This is a genomic window from Bacteroidia bacterium (assembly GCA_037045145.1).
Taxonomy (GTDB): domain Bacteria; phylum Bacteroidota; class Bacteroidia; order AKYH767-A; family OLB10; genus OLB10.
Window position 1 is genome coordinate 1389715 of the sequence record JBAOIA010000011.1, and the last position, 25937, is coordinate 1415651.

Genomic DNA, 25937 nt, shown 5'->3' on the forward strand with positions numbered 1-25937 from the left:
TGCTTTATGAGAAAAATCACCTGAAAAAGTTTCAGTGAAAGTGAATTGTTGACTAACTTTGAGAATATAATTATCCTGAATCAAATGAAAGTTTTAAGAGTTAAGTTACTGCTGCATTCTGGCATAATAATTTTACTTTCTCTCACAATGCAAAAAGCAGGGGCACAGCAAACGCAGTGGGCTGCACAACTTGGTGCTCAATCTGCAAATGCCATGTGTGGCGATTCTCACCAAAATATTTATGCAACTGGTTCATTTATTGGTAATGTTGATTTTGATCCCGGACCTGGGCATGTTTATTTGCCTTTTAACTCAGGTGGAAATAATACATTCATTTCTAAAATGGATAGTCTGGGTAATCTTATTTGGGCTAAAAGTATTGTAGGCAGTGATGTAACACCTTGGGGTGTGGCAACAGATAATGCGCAGAGTGTGTATATAGCGGGACTGTTTTATTCCTCAGCAGATTTTAATCCGGACACACTTATAAATTATACACTCACAGCAACAAATGCTTCTTCGGGTAACCCAGATATATTTGTTCTTAAGTTAGATTCTATAGGTAACTTTATATGGGCGTTCAAAATTGGAACAGGAGGGTTTGAGTCAGCAGGAAATCTTGTCGTTGATCAGTCAGGAAATATTTATATCACCGGACGTTATGATAATACATGTGATTTTGATCCTGGTTCGAGTGTGGCAAATCTTTCAACAAGCAGCCCGGAAAGTGTGTATATTGCAAAGTATAATAGTGCAGGACAGTATGTTTGGGTGCAGTCCGCTCAACTGAGTTATTATGGTGAGAATGAACGTTTGGCAACTGATTATGATCATAATGGTAATATCTATATTGCCAACTACGGTGAAATTGCAAAGGTGGACACAGCAGGAAATTTTCTTATTAAGAAATCATTCAATAATAATCCGGTAAGTACTCAGGTCTATTGTAATGTTACATCATTATCATGTGATTATTCAGGTAATGTGTTTGTATGTGGTTATTTCAATGACACAATAGATTTTGACACCGATAGTACAACGGCTTTTTATGTAAATGCAGTTGGTGCTTACAATACATTTGTCTGCCATTTGAATAGTAGCCTGGAATTGGTTTGGGTTAGACAATTTACTCAAAACGGCACTAATTTGTCGGTGGCAGCAAATCATGCTCATGCTATATTGGTAAAAGATACTTTGGTGTATGTTGCAGGAGTGTTTACTGATACAATGGATGTTAATGTACCAGCAGGAGGGAGCATGTTATATGAAGTGGCTGCTACTCCACAAGATGATTTTTATGATGCCTATGTTGTAGCGCTCACCAATACTGGAAATTACTCTTGGGGTGAAAGTTTTGGTGGAAACTTATTGGACAGGTCAACGACAATAGGTGCTTCAGGTGATGCTGTTTATATAGCAGGGCAATTTAATGATACAGCTGATTTTAATAATTCTCCGTTAGTTCAGACATTAATGTTTAACGGAGTTGGGAGTTTTAATGTGTTTGTTTTGAAGTTTAATGCTCCTGCTATTACAACTGTCAAAGAAGGTAAAAGTGAGGAGGTGCAATATTTTGTATATCCTGTACCTGTAAAAAATATGCTGTTTTTCAGTGAAAGTATTTTAAGAAACTTTTATGCCTTTAGCGTAAAAGATATTGCCGGACGTGAAATTATAAATAGCAAATTAATGTCCAGTAAATTAAATGTAGAAGCGCTTTCTAATGGGGTTTATATCATTGAGTTTTTTAAAAGTAATAATGAAAACTTCAAAGCGAAATTTATTAAAGAGTAAAATATTCTTTTATGCCTGCTGAATAGCAATTCATGTTAATGTAAAAATACTGATTTTATAATCAGGTATATTAAAACCTAAAGTATTTTGTTGTTAGATTATTAATCTGTTTTTATTCAAATCCGGAAGAACAACTTCGCAGGTACAAGATAACATCTCTCTCTTAAAACTACTCTTTACTTACATCCTGCACACCCAACAAGTCTTTGATTTTATTCATTTCATTTTGGATACGTGCAACGGTGTTCGATAGTTTTGGATTTTGCAATCCTGTGTCAGGCATTTCATTGCTGATGTAATTTACAAATCGCCACACTTCTTTTACCTCATTAATTTTTACCTCATAAGGCTTGTAGGCAGGGTTCAATGATTTAAGCAATAATTTTTTATTGCTGCTGATATGATTATACACCACTTTAAAAACAATGCCATCATCGTGTGTGAGTATAATGAAGGCATTACCATCTTTTATCTCCATCCAGTTTTCAACAAACTCTGCCGTCACAAAAGATTTGTCAGGTATAGGAAGCATGCTGTCGCCACTGATCTGAAAAGTGCGGTATTTTCTGTCATGCGAAAGGAAGGGCAGTTGAAAAGTAGGAAGATTGCGAATAAACTCCGGGTCGTTGTAGCCTGCTGTATATCCGGCTTTTGCTTTCACCGGAACCAACTCTATGTTTTCGCGGTTTCTGCTGTCAACTGTTGTGGCAAGAACCCTGAGTTTGGTGCCACGCACATAAGAGTCATAGCCCAACTCCAGTTCGCGCAGTTGCAAATCGCTGAGTTTGCTCATGTCAACACGCAGTAAGGTGTCTATGGAAATTTTAAAATAATTTGAAAAATTTAACAGTGCTTCAACCGTTGGATTGGCAATGGCGCCATTCTCATAGCTGTTTAATGTGGAGCGTGAAAATCCTAAGGCAAGTGCTGCTACTTCTTGCGTACGCTTTTTGCGTTTGCGAAGTAGTTTTATGTTGGTGCAGAAATACATGTTATGTGGTTTAATGAATTTACTACAAATTTAATATACAGGCTATATAATAACCAAACGAATGATTGTAATAATGCCAAAAAAATATCTAAGCCTATCATTTACAGAATGCTATTTTTACAAACTCATAATTGTGTGATGAACAAAAAACGAATAGCTCTATTGGCTTCAGGGTCGGGTACCAATGCCGAAAATATTGCTTCCTATTTTAAGAATAATGAATATGCCGAAGTGGTATTAATTCTTACCAATGTAACAACGGCAGGAGTGATAGCACGTGCACAAAGGCTGGATATTCCCTGTTTGGTCATGGACAAAATGACGGTCAGCGATGGCCGGATGATGCTTGAGTTGATACAGCAACATAACATTGATTTGGTTGTGCTGGCCGGATACCTCAAACTGATGCCTGCTGAGGTAGTTTCAAATTTTCAACATCGAATAATAAATATTCACCCTGCATTGCTGCCGCTTTTCGGAGGCAGAGGCATGTATGGCCACAATGTTCATGAGGCAGTGTTGCAAGCCGGTGTTGCCGAAACAGGCATAACCATTCACTACGTAAACAACCGCTTTGATGAGGGAGAAATTATTTTTCAGAAAAGCATGCCTGTGTTGCCTGACGACACCGCAGAAAGTATTGCATTGCGTATTCATCGTCTTGAATATGAGCATTACCCACCCGTAATTGAGCAGTTGGCAAAGGGTTTATTTTAAGGATAATTAACAAATCCGGATTCATTTATTTTTATTTCTTTGTCCGACTTTAAAAATAGTATGCAGTATTGGCTGGTAAAATCAGAGCCGTTTAAATATTCGTGGGAACAATTTGTTGCCGATGGAAAAACATTTTGGGACGGTGTGCGCAACAACGCTGCCCGTCTGCATTTATTAGCCATGAAAAAAGGCGATCAGGTTTTGTTTTATCACAGCAATGAAGGTCTAGCCGTTATGGGCATTGCCAAAGTTGAAAAAACAGCCTATCCCGACCCCACTGCTGACGATGTACGCTGGGTAGGTGTGGAGCTGACACCATTTAAAGCATTGAAGAAGCCTGTAACATTAACACAGGTAAAAGGTGATGTGCGACTGAAAGATATTGCATTGGTGCGTATAGGCCGCTTGTCTGTAATGCCACTAAAGAAAGAAGAGTATAATGTAATTTTAGAATTAAGTAAATAGTTTTTATGACGATAAAAAGATTTTTTTTAGCTGCTTTTTGTATGCTTGCTGTTTCTTTGGCAAATGCACAAACAGCCACAATCAAAGGGTTTGTTTATGCTGCCGAAAATGGTGAGCCTATTCCCTTTGCAAGCGTTTTCCTGAAGGGAACAACCTTTGCATCCTTTACAGACATTAACGGCTATTATTCCATGGTGAAAGTTCCTCCGGGAAAATACCGGGTAATGGCAACAACATTAGGCTACGACACTGCTTTTGCAGATGTTGAACTTATTGCCGATGAAATGGAAAACCGCAAATTAGTGATGAAGAAAAAAAATGTGGAGTTGAAGCAGGTTGAAGTATCGGCAGAAAGACAAACAAAAAAAACAGAAGTTAAAATAGCCGTAGAGTCCGTGACACCTCAGGAAATTAAATCTCTGCCAAGTCTTGGTGCCGAAGGTGATCTGGTGCAGTACATGCAGGTGGTGCCCGGTGTTGTAAGCAGTGGCGATCAGGGGGGGCAATTGTATATACGCGGAGGAACACCTGTACAAAACAAAGTGTTACTCGATGGCATGGTCATCTACAATCCGTTTCATAGCATTGGTTTGTTTAGCGTGTTCGATACCGACATTTTAAAAAATACCGATGTTTATACTGCAGGCTTTGGTGCGCAATACGGTGGACGCATTTCATCTGTTATGGACATCACCACACGCGATGGAAATAAAAAGCGCATTGGCGGAAAGGTTTCTACCGGCACCTTCCTTTCAAAAGTTTTGTTAGAAGGTCCTATAAAGAAAGCTAAAGACGAAAATGACGGAACAGCATCTTTCATTTTTTCAGTAAAAAATTCCTACCTCGACCAGACTTCAAAAAGTATTTACAAATATGCTTCTGATGACGGACTGCCATATTCTTTTAATGATATTTATGGAAAAGTGGTAATCAACAGTGCCAGTGGAAGTAAGGTTAGTTTTTTTGGATTTAATTTTCTTGATAAAGTAAATTACAGTAAGGTGGCAAAATACGACTGGAGTTCATCCGGTGGCGGAATGAACTTTGTGCTGGTGCCCGGTGCATCAAAAGTTTTGTTACGTGGTAACCTCGCTTTCTCAAGCTATAAAATTAAACTTACAGAGGCTGAAGAAAAACCCCGCTCCAGCTTAGTAAATGGATTTAACATGGGCTTCAACTGGCTTTACTTTTTAAATAATGACGAAATTAATTACGGTATCGAGGTGCAAGGCTTCAAAACCGATTTCGAATATTTTAACTATGCCAAAAGACAAATTAATCAAACAGAAAATACTACTGAAATCGGAATATTTTTTCGCTATAAAAAAATCATCAATAAACTTATCATTGATCCTTCCGTGCGCTTACAGTATTACGCTTCCATCTCTGAGTTTTCTCCTGAGCCACGACTTGGACTTAAGTACAACCTGAGCGACAACATCAGACTAAAAGCTGCAGGTGGACTGTATGCACAAAACCTGATAGCTGCCAACAGCGATCGCGATGTGGTAAACTTTTTCTATGGTTTCCTTTCAGCTCCTGACGATTTGCCTTCTGAGTTTGATGGAAAATCCATAAAGAAAAAACTACAGCTTGCACGTCATGCAGTTGTTGGAATTGAATATGACATCAACAAATATTTTGATATTAACATTGAAGGCTATATAAAGGATTTTAATCAGCTTACCAATATAAACCGCGACAAGGTTTATGATGACACGGCAAACAACTTCGACAAGCCCGACTCCGTTAAAAAAAGTTTCATCATTGAAAAAGGGTTTACTCAGGGTGTTGACGTTGTGTTGAAATATGAATACAGAAGAATGTATGCATGGCTTGTTTATTCCTTGGGATTCAGTACACGTAATACAGGCAACTACGAATATGCACCCCATTTCGACAGACGACATAATATCAATATTATCGGCTCCTATAAGCTGGGCAAAAAGCTCGACTGGGAAGTTGATGCACGGTGGAATTTCGGGTCAGGATTTCCGGTTACTTTAAATCAGGGCTTTTATCCGTATCTCAATTTTCAGGATGGACTTGCTACTGACTATACTCAAGACAATGGCGAAATGGGTGTTCTCTACGGACCATTAAATGAATCGCGATTACCAACCTATCATCGTCTTGATATTTCAATAAAGAAAATTTTCTATCTTGCACGTCACAGCGAGTTGGAAGTGGTGGCAAGTGTTGTCAATGTTTACAATCGTAAAAATGTGTTTTATGTGGATCGCATAAGACACAATGTGGTAAACCAATTACCAATTATGCCATCTTTAGGAGCATCGCTCACATTTTAATTTTAAAAAGTCATGCTGCGTATTTTGTTGACAGGAAGTAATGGGTTGTTGGGGCAGAAAATTGTTTACGCATCTTTGAAGCGAAACGACATTCAATTGCTTGCCACCTCTAAAGGCGAAAACCGATTACATTCTAAAGCAGGCTATCACTATGCTTCAATGGATATTACCAACGCTGATGAAGTAACCGCCATCATTGAGAATTTTAAGCCGCATTGTATCATCAACACTGCTGCAATGACCAATGTTGACGCCTGCGAAAAAGATCAGGAGAACTGTTGGAAGATGAATGTTGAAGCCGTAAGGACAATGACTGAATTATGCGAGCTTCACAATATTCATTTAATTCACCTGAGTACCGATTTTGTTTTTGATGGTGAAAAAGGGTACTACAGCGAAGAAGATGTTCCCAATCCGTTGAGTCACTATGCACGCAGTAAATATGAGTCAGAAAAAGTTGTGCAGCAGGCAAGAATTGATTCAGCCATTATCCGTACAATCATCATTTATGGAGTCGTAGATGACAAGCAAAGAAGCAATGTGGTCATTTGGACAATAAACTCACTACGTCAGCAAAAAGACATTAATGTTATTAGTGATCAGATGCGTTCGCCAACACTTGCCGAAGACCTTGCCGATGCCTGTGTGCAGGCTGCCTTAAAACGTGCCACAGGGATTTATCATGTGTCAGGAAGTGAAACTATGAGCATCCTCGAAATGGTAAACCGGACTGCAGATTTTTTTCAGTTGGATAAAAAGTATATTCATCCTATCACAACAGATCAGCTAAAACAACCGGCAAAACGTCCTTTGTTAACAGGCTTTAATATTGATAAAGCCAAACGCGAATTAAATTTTCAACCACATACCTTGCTGCAGGGGTTGGAGATTGTAAAAATGCAATTAGAAAAATAAATCAGACTAAAAAGGATAATCATCCGGCATGTCGTTCATTTTAGAACCACGTGTGTAACGATTCTCTGCTTCAACATTCGGATTAGGTATTCTAACCTTAGTGCTTTCATCAGTATATTCATAAGAAGTCATACCTTGTTGCGAATTTTTATTTTTCAGATCTGTAAACTTTGTGTACTCTGGAGTAAAGGTGAGCTTAACAGTGTTTAATGAGCCATTTCTGTTTTTGGCAATAATAATTTCTGCTGTATTTTTTGTTGAATCTCCTTCTTCATCTACATCCATTCCATAATATTCCGGACGGTAAATAAACATTACCATATCGGCATCCTGTTCAATAGCGCCCGATTCACGAAGGTCGCTCAATTGTGGACGCTTAGACGCAGTGCCGCGTTTTTCTACTTCACGACTCAACTGCGACAAACAAATAATCGGAACTTCTAATTCTTTAGCTATTGCTTTTAACGAACGGGAAATAGTACTGATTTCCTGCTCACGGTTACCATTACGATTGTCAGTTCCTGCCACCATCAATTGCATATAATCTATCATGATGAGTTGTACTTTCTTTTCTGCAACAAGTCTTCTGCACTTGGCACGGAGTTCAAAAACCGATAATGCGGGAGTATCATCAATAAAAATAGGCGCATCGGTAAGCGGAACAATTTTACTGTTTAGCTGCTGCCATTGATGATCTGCAAGATGCCCTTTTCTAATGGCCTCTGAAGTAATTTCTGCCTGTGAAGAAATCAATCGGTTTACCAACTGAATGCTTGACATCTCCAAAGAGAAAAATGCAACAGGTTTTTTGAATTGTATGGCAGCATTGGCTGCTAACGATAGGGTAAAGGCTGTTTTTCCCATACCCGGCCTGGCGGCAATAATAATCAAATCAGATTTTTGCCATCCTGCAGTTATACGATCTAATTCTGTGAAACCACTTTCTACTCCTGTAATACCTTGTGTCTGTTTTGATGCAATTTCTATTTCCTTAATGGCTTTGGAAATAAGAGCATTCATGCTTTCGTAGTTTCTTCTTATGTTTCCTTCTGCAATTGCAAACAAATTTTTCTCTGCATCGTCAAGCATTTTTAAAACATCAGATGTGTCTTCGTATGCACTTTTTATGGTTTCACTCGAAATACGTATCAATTCACGCTGAATAAATTTTTGAAGTATAATCCGTGCATGAAATTCAATGTTGGCAGCAGAAGCAATTCTGTTGGTTAACTGTGTAATATAAAATGCACCACCTACTAATTCTAAATCGCCTGCTTTTTTTAGCGCATGAGTTACTGTTAGAATATCTATGGGCTCAGCTTTATTAAAAAGATCACGTATAACTTTAAATATCTTCTGATGCGCTTCTTTATAAAATGAATCTGGATGTAAAATATCTATTACAGTAGTAAGTGCATTTTTCTCAAGCATTAATGCGCCTAATACTGCTTCTTCCATATCCACAGCCTGTGGTGGAATTTTTCCTAATCCTAATGCAATCTGTTGGTTGGTTAATGACTTTGGAGTTACTTTCTTCTTTGCACTCCTGCCTGCTTCCACATTTTCTTCCATGCAGCAAATTTAACCATTTACCATGCCTCCTGCTGCGAAAATATTTTTAAATAATTTTCAACACGTATTTAACAGAAAAATTTTGTATGCAAAAAAATTAATGCACTGATAATATGGTGATTTCTGTTCTTCTGTTTTTTGCCTTTCCTTCGTCTGTTGAATTTTCTGTCACCGGTTTTGTTTCTCCATATCCCTTGGAAACCAATCGCGAAGCTTCAATGCCTGAGGTAATAAGATAATCACATACTGATTTTGCACGTCTATCAGACAACAGCATATTTGCTTTGTCATCACCAACATCATCAGTATGCCCGCCAATTTCAAGTTTAACAATGGCATTAGATTTTATAAAACTCACTAACTTATTGAGCTCTGTTTTTGATTCGGGCTTTAGCTCTGCCGAGTTAGTGTCAAAGAAAATATTATTCAATGCCATGCAGCTTCCATCCTTTACAGGTTTAAGTCTTACAATCAATTGCTTTGCATTTTTAATGTCTGATGGTTTATCCATTTCAAAATGATCGGAGTAGAAAAGATACTTCCGCTTGGAAACATTCAGCATATAATTTTTACCATATGGCAAGGTCACCATAAACTCACCTGTGTTTTGGTCGGAATACGATTCTACTACTGTCTTGCCCGATTCTATATCAATGATTTCAAATTTTGCATCTGTAGGTTTTTTTGTTTCATCATCATACACAAACCCTATTGCATAACTCACAGGGTCGGGTTTGATTTTATCATACAAGTTGAAACTGTAAATATCCAAGCCACCAAATCCGCCTTCTCTGTTACTGCTGAAATAAGCTTTATCTCCAGAGGGGCTCACAATTAATCCTGCTTCATTGGCAAATGTGTTTATCGGATATCCTAAGTTCACTGCTTTGCCCCACTGACCATCAGGCTGACGTTTGCTCATAAAAATATCTGAGCCTCCCATACCCGGCCATCCGTCTGAAACAAAATATAAAGTTTGGTTATCAGGATGTATAAAAACAGCTTCTTCTTTTCCTGCTGTGTTAATGTTACTGTTTAGTTTCACTGGAGTACTCCATCCTTTTTCGCTTACCTCACTCATGTAAATATCCTGATCGTTGGTGCGGCTATTGCTGCCACGAACAAAATACAATGTCTTGCCATCGCTTGAAAACGAAGGCTGCGATTCCCAAGCTCCCGTGTTCACAGGCGAGCCAATATTGATTGGCTTCCCCCACACATCACCAAATTTTCTGGAGTAATAAATATCACATGAGCCTTTACTTTCTGGCCGGTCGCATGCCGTAAAAAATATCAGTTGACCATCGGCACTGTATGATGGTGCGCCTTCGTTTAACTCTGTATTTACCGGTGCACCTACATTTTTTGCTTTACCCCAGCTGCTGTCTTGCTGCAGCGTGCTGATATAAAAATCTTCTTGCCATTCATAAATATCACTTTTTATTTTTCGGGTAAAAAGCATTCTTTTATTATCAACGGTGATGGAAGGAAAGTATTCATCTGTCTCAGAATTAATACCTGCCCCTGCATTTTGTGGTGCAAAAGGAACAGGATGCTGTAATGCATCCTTTGCAAACTCACAGGATGCTATCAGGTTTTTTGCTTCTTCTTTTTTTTCAGGCTTGGCTGCTTCCATTTTCACAAACTCATTAAAATGTTGTAATGCATCGTCATACTTTCCCAACTCCAATTCATACCTTCCTAATGCATATAAGTTGTTTGGAAAAAACCGGGGATTTACAGCAACTGCTTTTTTGTAGGCTTCGATTGCAGCAGGCAGGTTGTTGTTGTCGGCATGAAGATCGCCAAGCAGCATATAAGCTTCAATAAAACCAGGGTCGGCTTTTATGGCATTCTCCGTCTCTGTAATTGCCTTTGTTGTCTGCCTCGAATCATAATACTTTAAAGCTTGTTCCAGGTTTTTTATCGCTCTTGAAGAAGTTGACGTATAGGTTTGTTTCTGTGCAAATGCCTGAGTCGTTGCAAATGCAAGCAGGATGATTAAAAGCTTTTTAAACATTCATCTGAAAATTTGATTACAAATATAAAAACAGTACGTTTCTTTTATGTGAAAGTAAAGTTAGGATTATTTCATCTCCAAATTTCTTTCAACATCGCATGGACTCATCTCTTTTAAAAGCACTCTTTCTGTTCAAACGGAAATAAAAAAAGCTGCTCTTTTGAAGCAGCTTTTTTTATCAATCTGTGTTTTTTAATTCACAGATATGCGTTGTTTTTTCAAACCGTTTACTGTCTGCACTTCAAGCATGTAAATACCTTTAGCAGGTGCATCAAGTTTTAAACGATAGGTTCCATTTCCGGTTGAGATCAATTCTTTGTGCATAACCACTGCACCTTTTACATCAAGCACACGTACCACAACATTTTCTTTCAGGTCGCTTTGTGGCACTACCAATGTAAACTCTCCGTGTGATGGATTTGGGAACACCATTAAGTTATTGCCGGGTGTCATCACTTCTCTTACTCCTGTAGAGGTGCATACAATTGGGAAAATAGCATGAGCTACATTTATCCCCCACGAACTAGTGGTATTTGAATAAGCATACCAAGTACCTGTATCAAATTGCTCGTATGCTGTACCAGGTACAGTGTTTCCGTTTCTGCTGGTAAGAATAGCTAATGTATCGCCTGTATTATAGGTGAAATTCATACCTACATAATAATTTCCGACAGCTATGCTTACATTAGGATTAAAATCTACTATTGTAGGTAAGCCACCGGTTGCATCAGCTGCAATCTGATCATAAGTAATATTTACACTACCTAATGCAGTGCCGGGCATGCCGCCTGTACCGCTTGCATTCCAAACTTTTGCACTTGCTGTCTGACCTGTGCCTGATGTTGTACCAATGCCAAAGAATATTAATGCTCCATCCACTGTGGTGTTGGGTGTAGCGTTCGAATATTTATCAGCTTTTGATTGATCTGAATATATATTGTGCCCTGAAACATATCCACTTCCTGGAGTAGTACTTGCTAAATATATCGTAGCTGTATCGTTTACTAATTCAAAGTTCGAAATAGTGTCGCATGTTGAAGTGCCACCGGTTGTAACAATAATATAGTTGTTCTTTGTTAATGTATTGCTTCCGTTTGAATTGGTTGCAGTTAAAGAAACATTATATGTTCCTGCATTAGAATAAACAATGTTAGAAGGATTTTGTGAAGTTGATGATGATGGAGTTCCACCCGGAAACGACCATGACCAAGATGTTGGTGAGTTGCTGCTTTGATCAGTAAAGTTTACGCTGCCACCGGGAGCAATAGTTGTAGTATTTGCAGTAAATTGTGCAGTTGGGCCGGCTGAAGGTGCATTGCAACCTAGTGAAGTTGCTAATGGTGCACGATAAGTTCCGTTAGCCATTGCAATTTGCATTCTTGACTTTTGACCGGTTGTAAACATGTTCAGACATTTGTCATAGCAATAGTCCATATAATTCATCCACATATCTCCATTTGGACCATTGCCGCAGGTAACCTGTGGAAAAGTAGGGCATGGATATGGAGGATTTTGTCCTCCGTAATTTGCAGTTTGTTGTGTTGGCGTGTCATTTACATAGTCAGTTCCACAATTGGCATCACCCCAAATATGACGTAACCCCAACCAGTGACCAATTTCATGTGTTGCTGTACGACCTTTATTATATAAAGCATCCAATGTGCCAACTCGGCCAAAACTTTTATACCAAATAACTACACCATCAGTAGTGGCAGTACCAAAATTTCCGCTTAAACCGCCAAGTGTACTGTTTAGCGGAAATGTGGCATGACCCAACAGCTGATTTCCTGAAGAAGTATAATCAGGAACAACCCAAATATTTAAATACTGTGTTGGATTCCAAATGGTAGCCGGTTTTATGGTGCCATCAATGTATGTCATTGTGTATGGTGGAGCTGACCAACCTTGTGTGTTTCTGTTAATACGATCAATGCCGTTTGTAGCATTGCCGTTTGGATCACGTTGTGCCAAACAGAAGTTGATTTCACAATCTGCAGCTACCGTACCAAATGCCGTTGGGGTAGAAGTGGTGTCAGGATTAAGTCTGCGATAGTCTTCATTCAAAACAGCAATCTGCGAAATAATTTGTGCATCGCTGATGTTTTGATTTACACCCACATTGGTTCCGTTATGAATTACGTGAACAACAACAGGGATGGTATAAACCACCTGCATTTTATTTGCATTAGGTTCTTTAAGTTTAGCAGCAAGCCATGTTTCATATTCCAATGGAAGTTCACCGGTTCCGCATTGTCGTTGTGTTATGGTCGGCAGTTCTTTGATGTTGATGCCGGCTTTTCTTTGTGCATTAGCCGAAATTATGGTTGTTGCGGCTAATAATGTTAGTAAAACTTTTTTCATTAATTTGATATTATAATTTTCATATAAAAATTCAGACGGTAAATGTAGCAAAAAAATATATCTGCGTATCAAGTGTTAAAACATAATTTGAGTTTAATTTCCTGTTATTCTTTCAGATCAGAGTATTATTTCTTTTAAAGATTGAACACATACTTTATCTCAAAATATTCCTGATCAATTCTTCATAATTACTGTTGTTTTTCTGAACTTTGTGCCGTGTTTAATCAAATAGGGTTAATAATTTACAAAGAATGGAAATTAGAGTGGCGCAACCGTGCTGCTATGGCCGGACTTATGGTTTTTATTCTTTCAGGGGTTTATATCAGTTATCTCAGCTTCAAGAAAATTGTTGATGTGTCTGCATGGAATGCCTTGTTCTGGTTGCTTATTTTATTTATGGCTGTAAATGCGCTTGCAAAAAGTTTTATGGCAGAGTCGCGTGGCCTTCAGCTTTTCTATTATTCTTTTCTGAATCCTTATGCCGTAATTTTAGGAAAGATAATTTATAATGGATTGATGCTGTTTCTTTTTGGCATCATCACATTTTTTATCTACGGCATTTTGTTGGGTAACCCTGTTCAGGACATTGGCATGTTTGTTTGTACCGTTTTATTGGGGTGCTTCGGAATTTCATCTGTGTTAACCATGATTTCCGCTATTGCTTCACGTGCCGGACATCAGTCAAGCCTCATGGCTATTTTAGGTTTTCCGGTTTTGTTGCCTTTACTGATTGTTTTAATTCATCTTTCAAAAAATGCAATTGATGGAATTGATTTTTCGGTGAACCTGAAATATCTCACTATGCTGGCTGCACTTAATTTACTAGTGCCATCCTTAGCCTACATTTTATTTCCCTACCTTTGGCGCGAATAATAAATTCAGACTGATGTTGGTTTTAAAGTCCGTTTTTCATCATGCATAATGCCTGGAAAATTGCTTGTGTAGCATTGCTGTATTTTACACTTTTTGCAGGATTCCTTATGCCTATTCCTGAATTGCCTATACTTAATGAGTCAATAAGAAATTTATACTTCCATGTAACCATGTGGTTTGCCATGATTATTCACATGGTAGTGACTATTGTTTACAGCATCCGCTATCTCTCAGGTGGAAAAATTCAATACGACCTAAAAGCCGAACAATATGCTATTACAGGAATGGTGTTTGGTATTGCAGGGTTAATTACCGGTATGATTTGGGCACGTTTTACCTGGGGTGCGTTTTGGGTTAATGATACCAAACTCAATGGTGCCGCTGCTGCCATGCTCATGTATGCAGCTTATTTTATCCTACGCCAATCAACAGAAGACGAGACCAAACGTGCCAAACTCAGTGCAGTATATTTGGTTTTTGCTTTCCCGCTGATGATGGCTTTTATTTACATTCTGCCACGCATGACAGACTCTCTTCATCCCGGAAATGGTGGTAATCCTGCTTTTGGACAATATGATCTGGACAATCAGATGCGCCTTGTTTTTTATCCTGCAATAATGGGTTGGACCTTGCTTGGTGTTTGGATAACATCTATTCGAATAAGAATTAAAAAATTATGGAATTCTCACGAAAACTAAAGATACTTTTTTCTGTTTTAATGTTGATAACAACAAATGTGTTAGCACAAACAGAAAGTGCATTGGACGAAACCTTCCGCAGCAATGGAAAAATTTATGTGGTGGTTGCAGTGCTTGCCGTAGTGTTAACCGTATTGTTTATCTACTTAATAAGTATTGACAGGAAACTTAAAAGAACAGAAGATAAATTGAAGAATAAAAATTAATAGCAATCATGAAAAAGTCTTATATCATAGCCATGGTACTTATTGCAGTTGCATTTGCAGCAATAATCAGTACAGTGAGCGACTCCGGTACCTATGCTAATTTTACCGAAGCAGCATCGCATGAAGGTAAAGTGTTTCATGTGGTTGGCAAACTCAACCGCGACAAACCGTATGAATACCATCCTGAAAAAAATGCCAACCTTTTTACATTTTATCTGTACGATAACAATGGCAACGAAAGAAAAGTATTGCTCAATAAAGCCAAGCCGCAGGACTTTGATAAATCCGAACAGATTGTAATTATCGGCAAAATGAAAGGCGAAGATTTTATTGCTTCAGATATTTTGTTGAAGTGCCCCAGCAAGTATGCTGACGAAGCACAGAAGAGCTAAACTTTTTTTTATCAAAACACAGCTGTTGTCCGACAGCAATCCTGTTTATTTTTTCCGCTTTTCGAAACGGCATAAACCTTCATCAAGATACTTGGTGTAGGTTTTAATATCAGGAGTATATCCGCGTGGTTCTGCAAGAATTTTGCCCTGATGATCTAATAAAACATAATAAGGCTGAGAGTTTGTTTTGTAAACATTTGTTTGCAAATCACTCCATTTGTTTCCTATTGTTCTTATTTTTTTACCTGTAGTTGCCGAAACATATTGTTGGTTTTCGGGAAGTTGTTCCTTATCGTCAACATACAGTGAAATGAGTACATATTTATCCGAAAGTCTTTTTAATACTTCCGGGTCGCTCCACACATTGTCTTCCATCTTGCGGCAGTTAACACAGCTCCATCCTGTAAAATCAACCATCACCGGCTTTCCCACAGTTTTTGCATAGGCCATACCTGCATCATAGTCGTGATAGCAGTTCAGGTTATGCGGGCAATGATTGCTTGATTTTTCTGTCACCCATTCTTTGTAAAACTCAGGTGGAGGAAATCCACTAATCATTTTTAAGGGCGCACCCCATATTCCGGGAATAAGATACAATGTAAATGTCAGCGAAATAATAGCAAACATCAGTCGGGGAACAGTGATATGTTTTACATCGCTGTCATGTGAAAACTTTAGTTTCCCCAGCAAATAGAAGCCCAGCATACCAAAGATAATTACCCAAATGGCAATAAATATTTCACGCTTCAAAAATCCCCAGTGGTAGGCAAGGTCCACATTGGATAAAAATTTGAAAGCCAGTGCAAGTTCAATAAAACCAAGTGTAACTTTTACGGTATTGAGCCACCCTCCGGATTTAGGCATAGAATTTAACCAGCCCGGAAAAGCAGAGAAGAGTCCAAAAGGCAATGCCAGTGCTAAGGCAAAACCGGTCATCCCTGTAATGGGTCCTAAATAGCTTCCATTGTGTGCCGCTTCAACCAAAAGGGTTCCTATGATGGGTCCAGTACATGAAAAGGAAACCAATGTCAAAGTAAAGGCCATAAAGAAAATTCCTATCAGTCCACCACGGTCAGAGGCACTGTCGGCTTTGTTAACCAGCCAGCTTGGCAATACAATTTCAAAGGCACCAAAAAATGAAAATGCAAAAATCAGGAATACAATAAAAAATGTCATATTAAAAAAGACACTGCTTGCCATATCATTGAGTGCATCACTGCCTAATGTTACAGTAACCAAAAAGCCCAGTCCAACATAAATTACTATGATGGAAATAGAGTAGATTAATGCATTCATCAATCCCTTCTGTCTTGAACCGCTGCGTTTTGTAAAGAAACTCACTGTCATAGGAATCATTGGAAAAACGCATGGGGTAAGCAATGCTAAAAAGCCACCTAAAAATCCTGCAATAAAAATACCGAGCATGCTTTTGTCGGTTGCAGTTGTGGTGTTATCGCTGCCGCAGCCCGGCTCCAGTTCCGATACTTGTGCTACTTCTGTAAATACACTGTCGTTTTGTGCCGATGCAGTTGCTGAATCTATATGTGCCGGTGGCATTGCTGCCTGTGCAGTGTCTGTAACTGCCGTTGTTGTATTGTTTACAGGAACTGCAAGTTCAGTTGTTGCACACGATTTTTTCTTGCCTTCATTCAAATCAAACTTAAAGTCAATATCTGTTGGTGGAAGGCATTTTTCATCATCACATGCCATAAAGGTTACAAAACCCGTTATGCTGAATTTTTTTCTGGTGTTGATTTTTATTTTTTGCTTAAACTCTGTTTCACCATGAAAAAATTTAAGTTTCATCTGAAACTGCTGATCATAGACTTCTTCTGCATGGCCTTCTTTTACCTTACCAATGGTAGTGTATTCGGGCGAATGATTAAAAGTAAAACTCGTTGGTATGGGGCCGTCAGCGCCATTGATGGTTTGAGAATAGATGTGAAATTTATCAACCGTTACTGCTTTTAATATCAATGTGGCTTCACAACTGTCGGTCTGTTCAACCCTGAAACTCCACTTTGCACCTTCAAAAATCTGTGCCTTGATGCCTGTATTGAAAAACAGGATGATGGCAGTGATAATAATTCTCAAACTTTGTTGCATATTCAGATTTAACTTCACCGGATTGAAGTCCGGTTTTAAATGTGGCACAAAATAACAAAATCAAACCGTTATGGAATGTGAGTTTTGTAACAAAGTCAGTTTATTTTGTCACCTCTCAGTAATCTGTAATGTCTTCGCGCTTCTGCAATGAATACACTCGAAGGGTATTTATCAATAAATTGCTCATAAGTGCTTTTTGCCTTTTCGATATCCTTCAGATTGTTTTCATAAATAGTGCCTATTCTGAACAGGGCATCATCGGCAAGTACACCATCTGCATAGTTTTTTACGATGTCACTATAGAGCATAATAGCGCTGTCAAAGTCTCCTTTTGTAATATAAATTCCTGCCTTTTTAAACCATACATTGGCTGTAATTTTTCTTCCCGGATAGAGCACAAGAATACTGTCTAATGTTTGCAGTGCAAGGTCGTTTTTATGTTGAAAGGCCAGTAGTTCTGCGCGTGAGTAAATCTGTAATGGCTCAGTAATGGAGTCATCGCCAATGTTGTCCGAAATAAGCAATGCAAGGTCCAGCGCATCGTTTGATATCAGTTGCGAAGTAGCTTGCTTCAAAACATTTAATTGTGCTTCTGCCCATTCAAATTCTCCTAAGTAATAGGATAGTCTTGCATTACGGAATTTTGCTTCGCGCCCAATGGCATCGTGTTTAAAATCTTTGTCAACCTGCGAGTAGGTGAGTGAGGCTTCCCACAGGTCGCCATCTAAAATCATAATGTCGCCCAACGCTAATTTTACTTCTGCAATATAGTTTGACGACAAGGCCGGCATGGCAATTACTTCTTCCAAAATTTTTCGTCCTTCTGCAACTTTGTCAAGATAAAAAGCTTCTAACTGTGCCTGTTGCACCATCAATGGCGCTGTAATAGAATTTTTGCCCAAAGCCTGCAATGCTTCTGTAAATTGTTTTTCTAAGGTCAGTAGTTCGGCTTGGGTGTAATGACTTTCTGTTGTTTTTTCAAAGGCTGCGCTTAGCATAGCAATTTTTGCTCTGATATAAAGCGGATGATTGCTTCCTTTAGCAACAATGTAGTCAAAACATTTTTCAGCCACTGTCCACGCCTGATTCGAAATACATATTTCGCCTAACGAATAAATTCTGTTGCCGGTGTCACCTGTTTTTTTGTCTAATGCTTTAGCCTGAATTAATGCCGATTCAAAATCTTTTTCCTGCATAAAAAGCCAGTACAAAAACTCGTTGTAAATGAGTTGTGATGGCTCACGCTGAATTTTGCGAAGCAATGACAGGCGCAACAGATTTGCCAGATTGGAATCGCTGTCCTGACTCAGTTTATATTGCAATACCGATTGTACATTAGCCTGAAAAAGGGTGTTTTCAGTCATAATGTCTAAGTACTCGTCAATCATTTTCTGTGTTTCGCCTTTGCGGCCATACAGTTCTGCAATATCAAAACCAAAGTTGTTGTCCGGCACCAAGCTTCTGCCTTTCAGAAAGGTTTCCAGAGCTAAGTCTGGCTTGCCATTCATAATAAAAGTGTTGGCAACTGCGTAAATGTCACCTGCGTCAGGATGTAGGTTTTTTATGGCTGTTTCAAACTGCTTTTTTGCTTTTTCGGTGTCGCCTTCCATTTCATACAGCAAGCCTAAGTCAACAGTGTATTTTCCTGCACCTGCACCACGTTTTGCCTGTTTTTTAATCAGCTTTTCGGCTTCTTTATAGTCTTTAATTTGTTTCAGACATTTCAGATAAGGCTCATAAGTTCCAAAGGGGTCAATGTTGTATTGCTTTTCGTAATACACGGCTGCTTTGTCAAACTCGCCTGTTGATTCATACTGACGGGCCAGATCAAGATTATTGAGCCCCTGTGCAGACACCAGAAAACACAGCAGCACTGCGGGTACTGTTAGGAATGCCACCTTTTTTAAATGCTGAAATAATCTTGTTGTAAACATCTTTTAATCTATGCGGTCAAATCCTGTGTAGTGCTGTATTGCTTTGGGTATTTGAATGTACTGTCCGTTGTAATTGTTTTCCAAAAGTGCAGCTACAATTCTTGGCAATGCCAGTGCACTTCCGTTTAAGGTATGTGCTAATTGTGTTTTTCCATCGTTGCCTTTGAAACGTAATTTTAAACGGTTGCTCTGAAAGCTTTCAAAATTAGAAACCGAACTCACCTCAAGCCATTTTTCCTGAGCAGCAGAAAACACTTCCATGTCATAAGTAAGTGCCGATGCAAAACTCATATCACCACCACAGAGTTTTAAAACGCGATAGGGCAATTCTAATTGTTCTAATAGCGAACAAACATAGTCTTTCATTTCTTCCAGCACCTGATATGAATTTTCAGGATGCTCTATGCGCACAATTTCTACCTTATCGAACTGATGCAATCTGTTGAGTCCGCGAACATCTTTACCATAAGAGCCCGCTTCGCGTCTGAAACAGGGAGTGTAGGCTGTTAGTTTTTGTGGAAAATCGCTCTCTTTTAAAATGGTATTTCTGTAAATGTTGGTAACAGGTACTTCGGCAGTGGGTATCAGATAAAGCTGGTCTTCAGAAACAAAATACATCTGCCCTTCTTTGTCGGGCAACTGACCCGTTCCGAAACCTGAATCGTGATTGACTAAGATAGGTGGCTGCACTTCAAGATAACCGGCTGCCACTGCTTTATCTAGAAAAAAATTGATTAATGCACGCTGTAGTCTGGCACCTTTGCCCCTATAAACCGGAAAGCCTGCACCTGTTAGTTTAACTCCGGTTTCAAAGTCTATCAGGTCGTATTTTGTGCAAAGCTCCCAATGTGGAGTTTTAACTGATAACTGCGGCAATGCCGTCACCGTAAATACAATATCGTTATCGGCAGATGATTTGCCTGCAGATACTTTTGCAGAGGGAATATTAGGCAATTTTACCAACTCATCCTCAAGAAGTTTCTCTGTTGTTTCTAATTCTGTTTGCAGTTTTTTGGAGGTTTCTTTCAATGCAGCATTTTTTTCTTTAAGCTGCTGTGCCTCTTCTTTTTTTCCGGCTTTCATCGCTGCGCCAATCTCCGCTGCCAGCTTGTTTTGTTGTGCAAGGCAGGTATCGTTTTCTTTTTGCAACTGTCGCCTTTGCTCATCATGCTTTAGAGCTAATTCTACAATTTCCAAAGCATTAAAGTTCTTTATGGCAAGCTTTTTGATTATTTCTAAATGATTTTCTCTTATTTTTGAAAGTTCTAACATAAACAGAATTAAGTCCGCAAAAGTACAGTATAACCAATTAACATTAAACCAAAATTATTGCCGTTGTTGTTGTGCAGGTAGAAAAGACAAAAAAACAAAATTGTGTATTGGCAGTCTTTATGTGGAAGCAGGAATGCGATTTGTAGAAACATATCTATTAAACTTTAGGCATGTTTCTATCGTAAAGAAAAATTTTAGTCTTTATGGTGAAATTTCTTCTGCAATCAATGGTTAATAATTTGTTGATGAGTATATTTGTATTCTTAAATATTTGTATAAAAACCAATCATTCAAATTAATATTCAAATCATGCAAAAGTTTTACTCATTTATAGTTTGTCTTGCACTTGCATTTTTATGCACTGTAAGCAATTCATCGGGTCAGCTAGTCATTAATGAGTCTTTTAATGGTACTACATTTCCTCCTTTGGGATGGAATACAAGCTACACAGGAACAAGTTCCGATTTAGAAAACTATTGCGAGCGTGTTACAGTGTCCTCAAACCCTGCCGGAACCCCTCCGGGAACTCACAGTGGTGCCGGTATGGCACGCTATCGTTGCGGATATATGACACAGGCTGGCGAGAAAGCCTATATTGCTTCGCGTGCATTGGATTTTACCAATATGCCCGTTGGTGGCACCACTGCAACTTTCTGGATGTATAGAGATGCCGTGAATACAGGCTTTCTGGATAGTGTTTCTGTTTTTTTAAACGACTCCAATTTAATTGTCTATGATACTCCGGGAAATATCTATGGTGCTGCTCTTCGTTTAGCCATTCAGCAGGTTGCTCCTTTTGGCTTTGGAAATGTTGTGCCACGGTGGTGGAATTCTAATCCGGTTAGTGGTGCTGCAGGTTGGTATCAGTATCAGGTTACTATCCCAAACAACGCATTTACGGTAGCATCACAGCGATATTTGATTTTTGTTTTTACCAACCAGCATACAACAGCCAACGGTGGAAATATTTATATTGACGACATTTCTATCAACACCTATCCAAAAGCACAGTCTTTTGTATCTACTAAAATGTCTTTTCAGGGTACTTCTGCCGTGCCACCGGGCTCAACCAATAATTTGATTTACGGTGTTGAAGTGGTAATTGATGGCGGTGATGATGTAACTGCTAATAATTATTATTCTATTGACTCTATCAACTTCAGCTACATTGGCTCTACCAATGCCTGTGGCGATGCACAAAATGCTAAATTGTGGTGGACAGGAGGAACAGATGTCTTTAACGGTATAGCCAATGCCATTCAGGTAGGAGCCACAATTCCTACATTATGTGCTACAAACTATTCGTTTTTTCCTATTGCAACATTCAGACTCAACAATGGTAAAAACTATTTTTGGGTAACCTACGATATTAAGGCGCCTGGCGTGGCTACTGCAGGAAATTGTGTTGACGGTGAATATAATTGGATTCGACTCAAAAAGGGAGCTGTTTCCACTCCATATACACCTTCAACGGGAACCTTGGGAGGTTGCCGGCCTATTGATGTAGCTTATTGTGGTGGAAATCCACCATCTTATTCCACAGGTACATCGTGGCTTGGAGGATCCTATACCAACAACGACTATGTGGCACAGGTTCAACTCGCTGGAGAGTCCGGTTATCCGGTAATCAATAATGCATTGAACTGCTGCGGCCCGAATATTGCCCCCTGGTGGGGTGGCCCTGCACCTTTTAGTGCCCACCCTCCCGATTATGAAAAATTTGCTGCTGTGCCCGGTAAAACTACCGTGTTGATGGCCAATGGCATGACTACATATACAATTTATTTAAAAGTAGGTACCTGGGCTGGTTCAAACTATATTGCAGCATTTATTGACTTTAATCACGATGGTGTGTTTGATAATTTCGCTCCTGAAAAAATTGCTCAGTCGCCTTCAATGGTTGCCAATGCCACCTACTCAGTGTCTTTCACGGTGCCCGTAAGTGCCTATATCGGTACTACAACCTTGCGTGTGCGCGAAGTATATGCAAGAGCAAATATAGACGCTTGCTCTTCCGCCACGTATGGCGAAACAGAAGATTATTCAGTTACCATAATTCCTTCATGTAATTCATGGCCGGGCCTGGGCTATGGTAAATTGTGGCTTGGCGGGTTTGATAATGACTGGAACAACCCCGTAAACTGGTGTCCTGCAAATCCACCAACCATATCTGATAATACCCTTATTCCCGGAAGTAGCCCTAACCGTCCGGTAATTAAGGAGGGCACCTTTGCAACAGCTAAAAAATTAAGAATTCAGGGCACTGATACAGTTACAGTGGATGTTTATAAATCAGGAAGATTAACGGTGGCAGACTCCTTAATCATCAACGACCCTGCCTCTGCTTTAAAAGTGAACTCGCAAATGACAGATACTGCACGCATTTCTGTAGGTAACCTGTTACCGACTATTCAGCCTTATACGCCTCTTAATGGTGCTGCACTAAAACAGCGATGCCAGTTGGTCTATACAGCCGCAGATTTGAGCGCCTATGGTATGATAACCGGTGATGAAATTGATTCTATATTTCTTTTAGTGTCAAATTTTGTTGCCCCTACCAATCCCTATACAAACTTCAGCATCCGGTGGTACTATACAAGTGCAGGATTTACTTATGGTGGAGGAGCTGCAAACAATGCATTGGCTGCATTTGCTGTTGGCACAACGCCCAACCTGGTTTATAGCAGTCCATCGCTTGGTATCCCTACAGCAGGACAGTATAAGTTCGGATTGTCAACGCCCATACCTGTAAACCTTGCTTATTCCTTGGTGATTGATATTTGTTATGATCACGCCATTGGTGGTGGTCAGCAAACCTGGTACACTACAACAACAGGATTCAGACGTTACCTGCAACTTTATGCAGATGCTCCTATTCCCAATGCTGCTTGCGATTTTACGCCTACCATGCGTGCCATGGGCACAGCTAATCCTGCAGGAACAACTACATTTAATCTGGGTCCATTTCTTCAGGGTTCATTGCCACACCTTTCGGTTGGGCTTGCTATAGAATCAATATCGCCTTTAGGTGTTTTTGCACCCGGCACAATAATTACCGGTATTGCAGGTTCTACCATAACCATTTCAACACCAACTATTGGTGCCATGACAGCGGCAACACAAATAAGAATTAAACTTAACGGGACATTAGCTGCTCATTCAACCGATGGTGTCTGTACTACAACACAGCGGCCCAACCTTACATTTAAATACAAACGTACTTACTCTACCTTCATGGCCTATATAGGTGGTCATTGGAACAACTCCGGTACTTTCACTGCAGGTAATAGCGATTTTACGTTTAATGGTATGAATCCTCAAAATATTGATGGAGCCAATAACACTACCTTTATGGCAATGACATTAAATAAACCTGCACCGGCAAACCCCGTTCGTCTTAATAGAGATGTTACTGTTACAGATACACTGCATCTAACACAAGGCAGACTGCAGCTTAATGGAAATCCGGTTGCCATGCGCACATTGAGTTTAATGAGTAATACAGGTTCAACCACTGCATTGACAAGAAATACAGGCGTACTGATTGCAGAAACCAATCCGCCAAACTATGGCAGATTCCGATGGAAAATTGGTACACCTGCAGCCTATCCAACAACTTTTACATTCCCATTTGCCAATTCTGCAGGAACTTATATTCCTGTAGATTATACGGTAAATAATGGCGATGCAGATGTTACGCTAACAACCTATACTACAATACCTGCAAATACACCAATACCAACAGGCGTTTCAGATATTTATATGAACACCTGGTTTGCACCACCATTTACGGATAACAGCCCCTACATGGTTGACCGTTTTTGGCAAATTAATGATGCAGGTACAGTCAGCAGCCGCGATTTGAAACTTAACTGGGTTCCGTCAGAAAATGCATCGGCAGGTTCATCTCCTTATCGTGCACAGGTGTATAGCTCAAGCACCAATTGGGGCTATCCTTTCATTATCGGTCAAACAAACCCCACAGCCACATCAGTTCAGATTCCCGCAGCATCATTTACAAATACATGGGCAGTTGTGCGAGAGTTGCAACCACTGCCTGTAGAGTTGCTTTCATTCGAAGCAAAACCCTATAAAGATCAGGAAGTAGTTTGTAACTGGACAACAGCCACAGAACTAAACAACGATTTCTTTACGGTTGAGCGCAGCAGCGATGGACGTAACTTCGAGAAGGTGGGTACTGTAAAGGGTGCAGGTAATTCAACACAACAGCACGATTATAAATTTATAGATACCAAGCCTTACAGAGGGGTTTCGTTCTACAGACTGAAACAAACCGACTTTAACGGTAAATCGGAGACGTTCGAGAAAGTAGCAGTAAACTTAAGTTTACCTGCCACGCCAATAAGTGTTTATCCTGTTCCTGCCAATGAATATGTAGTATTCAGTGTGGACAGAAATCAGAATCTCGAAAATGCAGTACTGTATATTTATGACTTTACAGGACGTGCATTGATGCAGAAAAAAGTAGCTGAACTAAAAGGCACAGGCACCAATATCTTTATCCTGCCTGTAAGCACTTTAATTAATGGTTTGTATCACTTCGATTTAAAAGTAGAAGGTGCTTCATTAGGAAACGGTAAATTTATTGTAGAGAAATAATTTTTTAAAAATCAAAGTGCCCGTAAGTATGATAAGAAAACAAACGCTGTCATTCTTACGGGCACTTGCCATTAACAACAACCGTGAATGGTTTGCTGCAAACCGTCACAAGTACGAAAGTGCAAAGGACGATTTTAATAACTGCCTGAAGCAAACGCTTACGGAATTGACGCAGTACGATACCGCACTCAAAAACCTTGAACCAAAGGACTGTGTTTTCAGAATTTACCGCGACATTCGTTTTTCGCCCGATAAGACCCCTTATAAAACAAATCTGGGAGCAGCTATCAATGCCGGAGGCAAAAAGATAGAAACAGCAGGAGCATATCTGCACATTCAACCCGGCAACAAGTCGTTTTTTGCCGGTGGACGATGGATGCCCGATAAAGAAACATTAAGAAAAATCAGACAGGAGATTGACTATAACAGCAAAGAGTTTAAAGCGATATTAAACGAAAAAGAATTTAAAAAATATTTTGGTGCATTGGAAAACATAGCACTTAAAAAAGCACCAAAAGACTATCCAAAAAACCATCCTGAAATTGCATTACTGAAATACACAAGTTATATTGCCTCTATGCCTTTGTCAGATTCATTAATCACCTCGGCAAAAGGGGTAAAAGAAATGGGTAAAGCTTACAAAGCCTTGTTGCCATTACTTAAATTTCTGAACCGGGCTTTAGATTAGTTGC

Annotated in this window: 18 protein-coding genes; 11 read left to right on the plus strand and 7 right to left on the minus strand. The window is 39.4% G+C overall.

From position 1 onward, the window contains the following. The first annotated feature begins 147 nt into the window (after nucleotides 1-147). Nucleotides 148-1794 carry a T9SS type A sorting domain-containing protein gene (locus V9G42_07040; GenBank protein MEI2759174.1) on the plus strand — a complete coding sequence of 549 codons (1647 nt, stop codon included), beginning with the start codon at nucleotides 148-150 and terminating at the stop codon, nucleotides 1792-1794. 169 nt (nucleotides 1795-1963) lie between these two features. Here V9G42_07040 and V9G42_07045 read toward each other — a convergent pair whose 3' ends face one another. Further along, complete coding sequence (locus V9G42_07045) at nucleotides 1964-2785, minus strand: LexA family transcriptional regulator (GenBank protein MEI2759175.1); 822 nt, start codon at nucleotides 2783-2785, stop codon at nucleotides 1964-1966. Nucleotides 2786-2893: 108 nt separating this feature from the next. On the opposite strand from V9G42_07045, the gene purN reads away from it, so the two are divergent. The 4 genes from purN to V9G42_07065 are packed head-to-tail and all read left to right on the plus strand — an operon-like array spanning nucleotide 2894 to nucleotide 7191. Further along, on the plus strand, nucleotides 2894-3502 hold the full coding sequence (gene purN / locus V9G42_07050; GenBank protein MEI2759176.1) for a phosphoribosylglycinamide formyltransferase: 609 nt from the start codon (nucleotides 2894-2896) through the stop codon (nucleotides 3500-3502). 60 nt (nucleotides 3503-3562) lie between these two features. Continuing rightward, nucleotides 3563-3967 (plus strand): EVE domain-containing protein, encoded by a 405-nt coding sequence (locus V9G42_07055; protein MEI2759177.1) that lies wholly within the window; start codon nucleotides 3563-3565, stop codon nucleotides 3965-3967. A gap of 5 nt (nucleotides 3968-3972) precedes the next feature. Then, entirely contained in the window at nucleotides 3973-6276 is a 2304-nt protein-coding gene (locus tag V9G42_07060) for a TonB-dependent receptor (GenBank protein MEI2759178.1), read from the plus strand. A gap of 12 nt (nucleotides 6277-6288) precedes the next feature. Beyond that, nucleotides 6289-7191, plus strand: a complete 903-nt coding sequence (locus tag V9G42_07065) for an SDR family oxidoreductase (protein ID MEI2759179.1) — start codon at nucleotides 6289-6291, stop codon at nucleotides 7189-7191. 6 nt (nucleotides 7192-7197) lie between these two features. Here V9G42_07065 and dnaB read toward each other — a convergent pair whose 3' ends face one another. The 3 genes from dnaB to V9G42_07080 form a co-directional block, all read right to left on the minus strand. Further along, nucleotides 7198-8763, minus strand: a complete 1566-nt coding sequence (gene dnaB / locus V9G42_07070; GenBank protein ID MEI2759180.1) for a replicative DNA helicase — start codon at nucleotides 8761-8763, stop codon at nucleotides 7198-7200. 97 nt (nucleotides 8764-8860) lie between these two features. After that, a complete protein-coding gene (locus V9G42_07075) occupies nucleotides 8861-10783 on the minus strand; it encodes an OmpA family protein (protein ID MEI2759181.1) in 1923 nt (640 codons plus the stop codon). 192 nt (nucleotides 10784-10975) lie between these two features. Beyond that, the gene (locus V9G42_07080; GenBank protein ID MEI2759182.1) at nucleotides 10976-13144 is read right to left on the minus strand and encodes a PKD domain-containing protein; all 2169 of its coding nucleotides are present in this window, start codon (nucleotides 13142-13144) and stop codon (nucleotides 10976-10978) included. Between the two features lie 216 nt (nucleotides 13145-13360). On the opposite strand from V9G42_07080, the gene V9G42_07085 reads away from it, so the two are divergent. From V9G42_07085 to V9G42_07100, 4 genes are read left to right on the plus strand one after another with little or no spacing between them, the layout of a single operon-like run. After that, nucleotides 13361-14017 carry a heme exporter protein CcmB gene (locus V9G42_07085; GenBank protein MEI2759183.1) on the plus strand — a complete coding sequence of 219 codons (657 nt, stop codon included), beginning with the start codon at nucleotides 13361-13363 and terminating at the stop codon, nucleotides 14015-14017. A 41-nt stretch (nucleotides 14018-14058) separates the two neighbouring features. Continuing rightward, nucleotides 14059-14715 (plus strand): cytochrome c biogenesis protein CcsA, encoded by a 657-nt coding sequence (ccsA, locus tag V9G42_07090; GenBank protein ID MEI2759184.1) that lies wholly within the window; start codon nucleotides 14059-14061, stop codon nucleotides 14713-14715. Beyond that, the gene (locus V9G42_07095) at nucleotides 14694-14921 is read left to right on the plus strand and encodes a CcmD family protein (protein ID MEI2759185.1); all 228 of its coding nucleotides are present in this window, start codon (nucleotides 14694-14696) and stop codon (nucleotides 14919-14921) included. The genes ccsA and V9G42_07095 overlap by 22 nt, the downstream gene beginning before the upstream one ends. Before the next feature lie 8 nt (nucleotides 14922-14929). After that, nucleotides 14930-15313 carry a cytochrome c maturation protein CcmE gene (locus V9G42_07100; GenBank protein ID MEI2759186.1) on the plus strand — a complete coding sequence of 128 codons (384 nt, stop codon included), beginning with the start codon at nucleotides 14930-14932 and terminating at the stop codon, nucleotides 15311-15313. Nucleotides 15314-15358: 45 nt separating this feature from the next. On the opposite strand, the gene V9G42_07105 is transcribed toward V9G42_07100, so the two are convergent. From V9G42_07105 to serS, 3 genes are read right to left on the minus strand one after another with little or no spacing between them, the layout of a single operon-like run. Beyond that, nucleotides 15359-17467: a cytochrome c biogenesis protein CcdA gene (locus V9G42_07105; GenBank protein MEI2759187.1), complete on the minus strand. Its 2109-nt coding sequence runs from the start codon at nucleotides 17465-17467 to the stop codon at nucleotides 15359-15361. Nucleotides 17468-17514: 47 nt separating this feature from the next. After that, nucleotides 17515-19353 (minus strand): tetratricopeptide repeat protein, encoded by a 1839-nt coding sequence (locus tag V9G42_07110; protein ID MEI2759188.1) that lies wholly within the window; start codon nucleotides 19351-19353, stop codon nucleotides 17515-17517. Nucleotides 19354-19356: 3 nt separating this feature from the next. After that, nucleotides 19357-20625 (minus strand): serine--tRNA ligase, encoded by a 1269-nt coding sequence (gene serS, locus V9G42_07115; protein ID MEI2759189.1) that lies wholly within the window; start codon nucleotides 20623-20625, stop codon nucleotides 19357-19359. A gap of 309 nt (nucleotides 20626-20934) precedes the next feature. Between serS and V9G42_07120 the strand changes: the two genes are divergently transcribed. Then, nucleotides 20935-25245, plus strand: a complete 4311-nt coding sequence (locus tag V9G42_07120; protein ID MEI2759190.1) for a GEVED domain-containing protein — start codon at nucleotides 20935-20937, stop codon at nucleotides 25243-25245. A 28-nt stretch (nucleotides 25246-25273) separates the two neighbouring features. Continuing rightward, complete coding sequence (locus tag V9G42_07125) at nucleotides 25274-25933, plus strand: DUF2461 domain-containing protein (protein ID MEI2759191.1); 660 nt, start codon at nucleotides 25274-25276, stop codon at nucleotides 25931-25933. Nucleotides 25934-25937 lie beyond the last annotated feature (4 nt).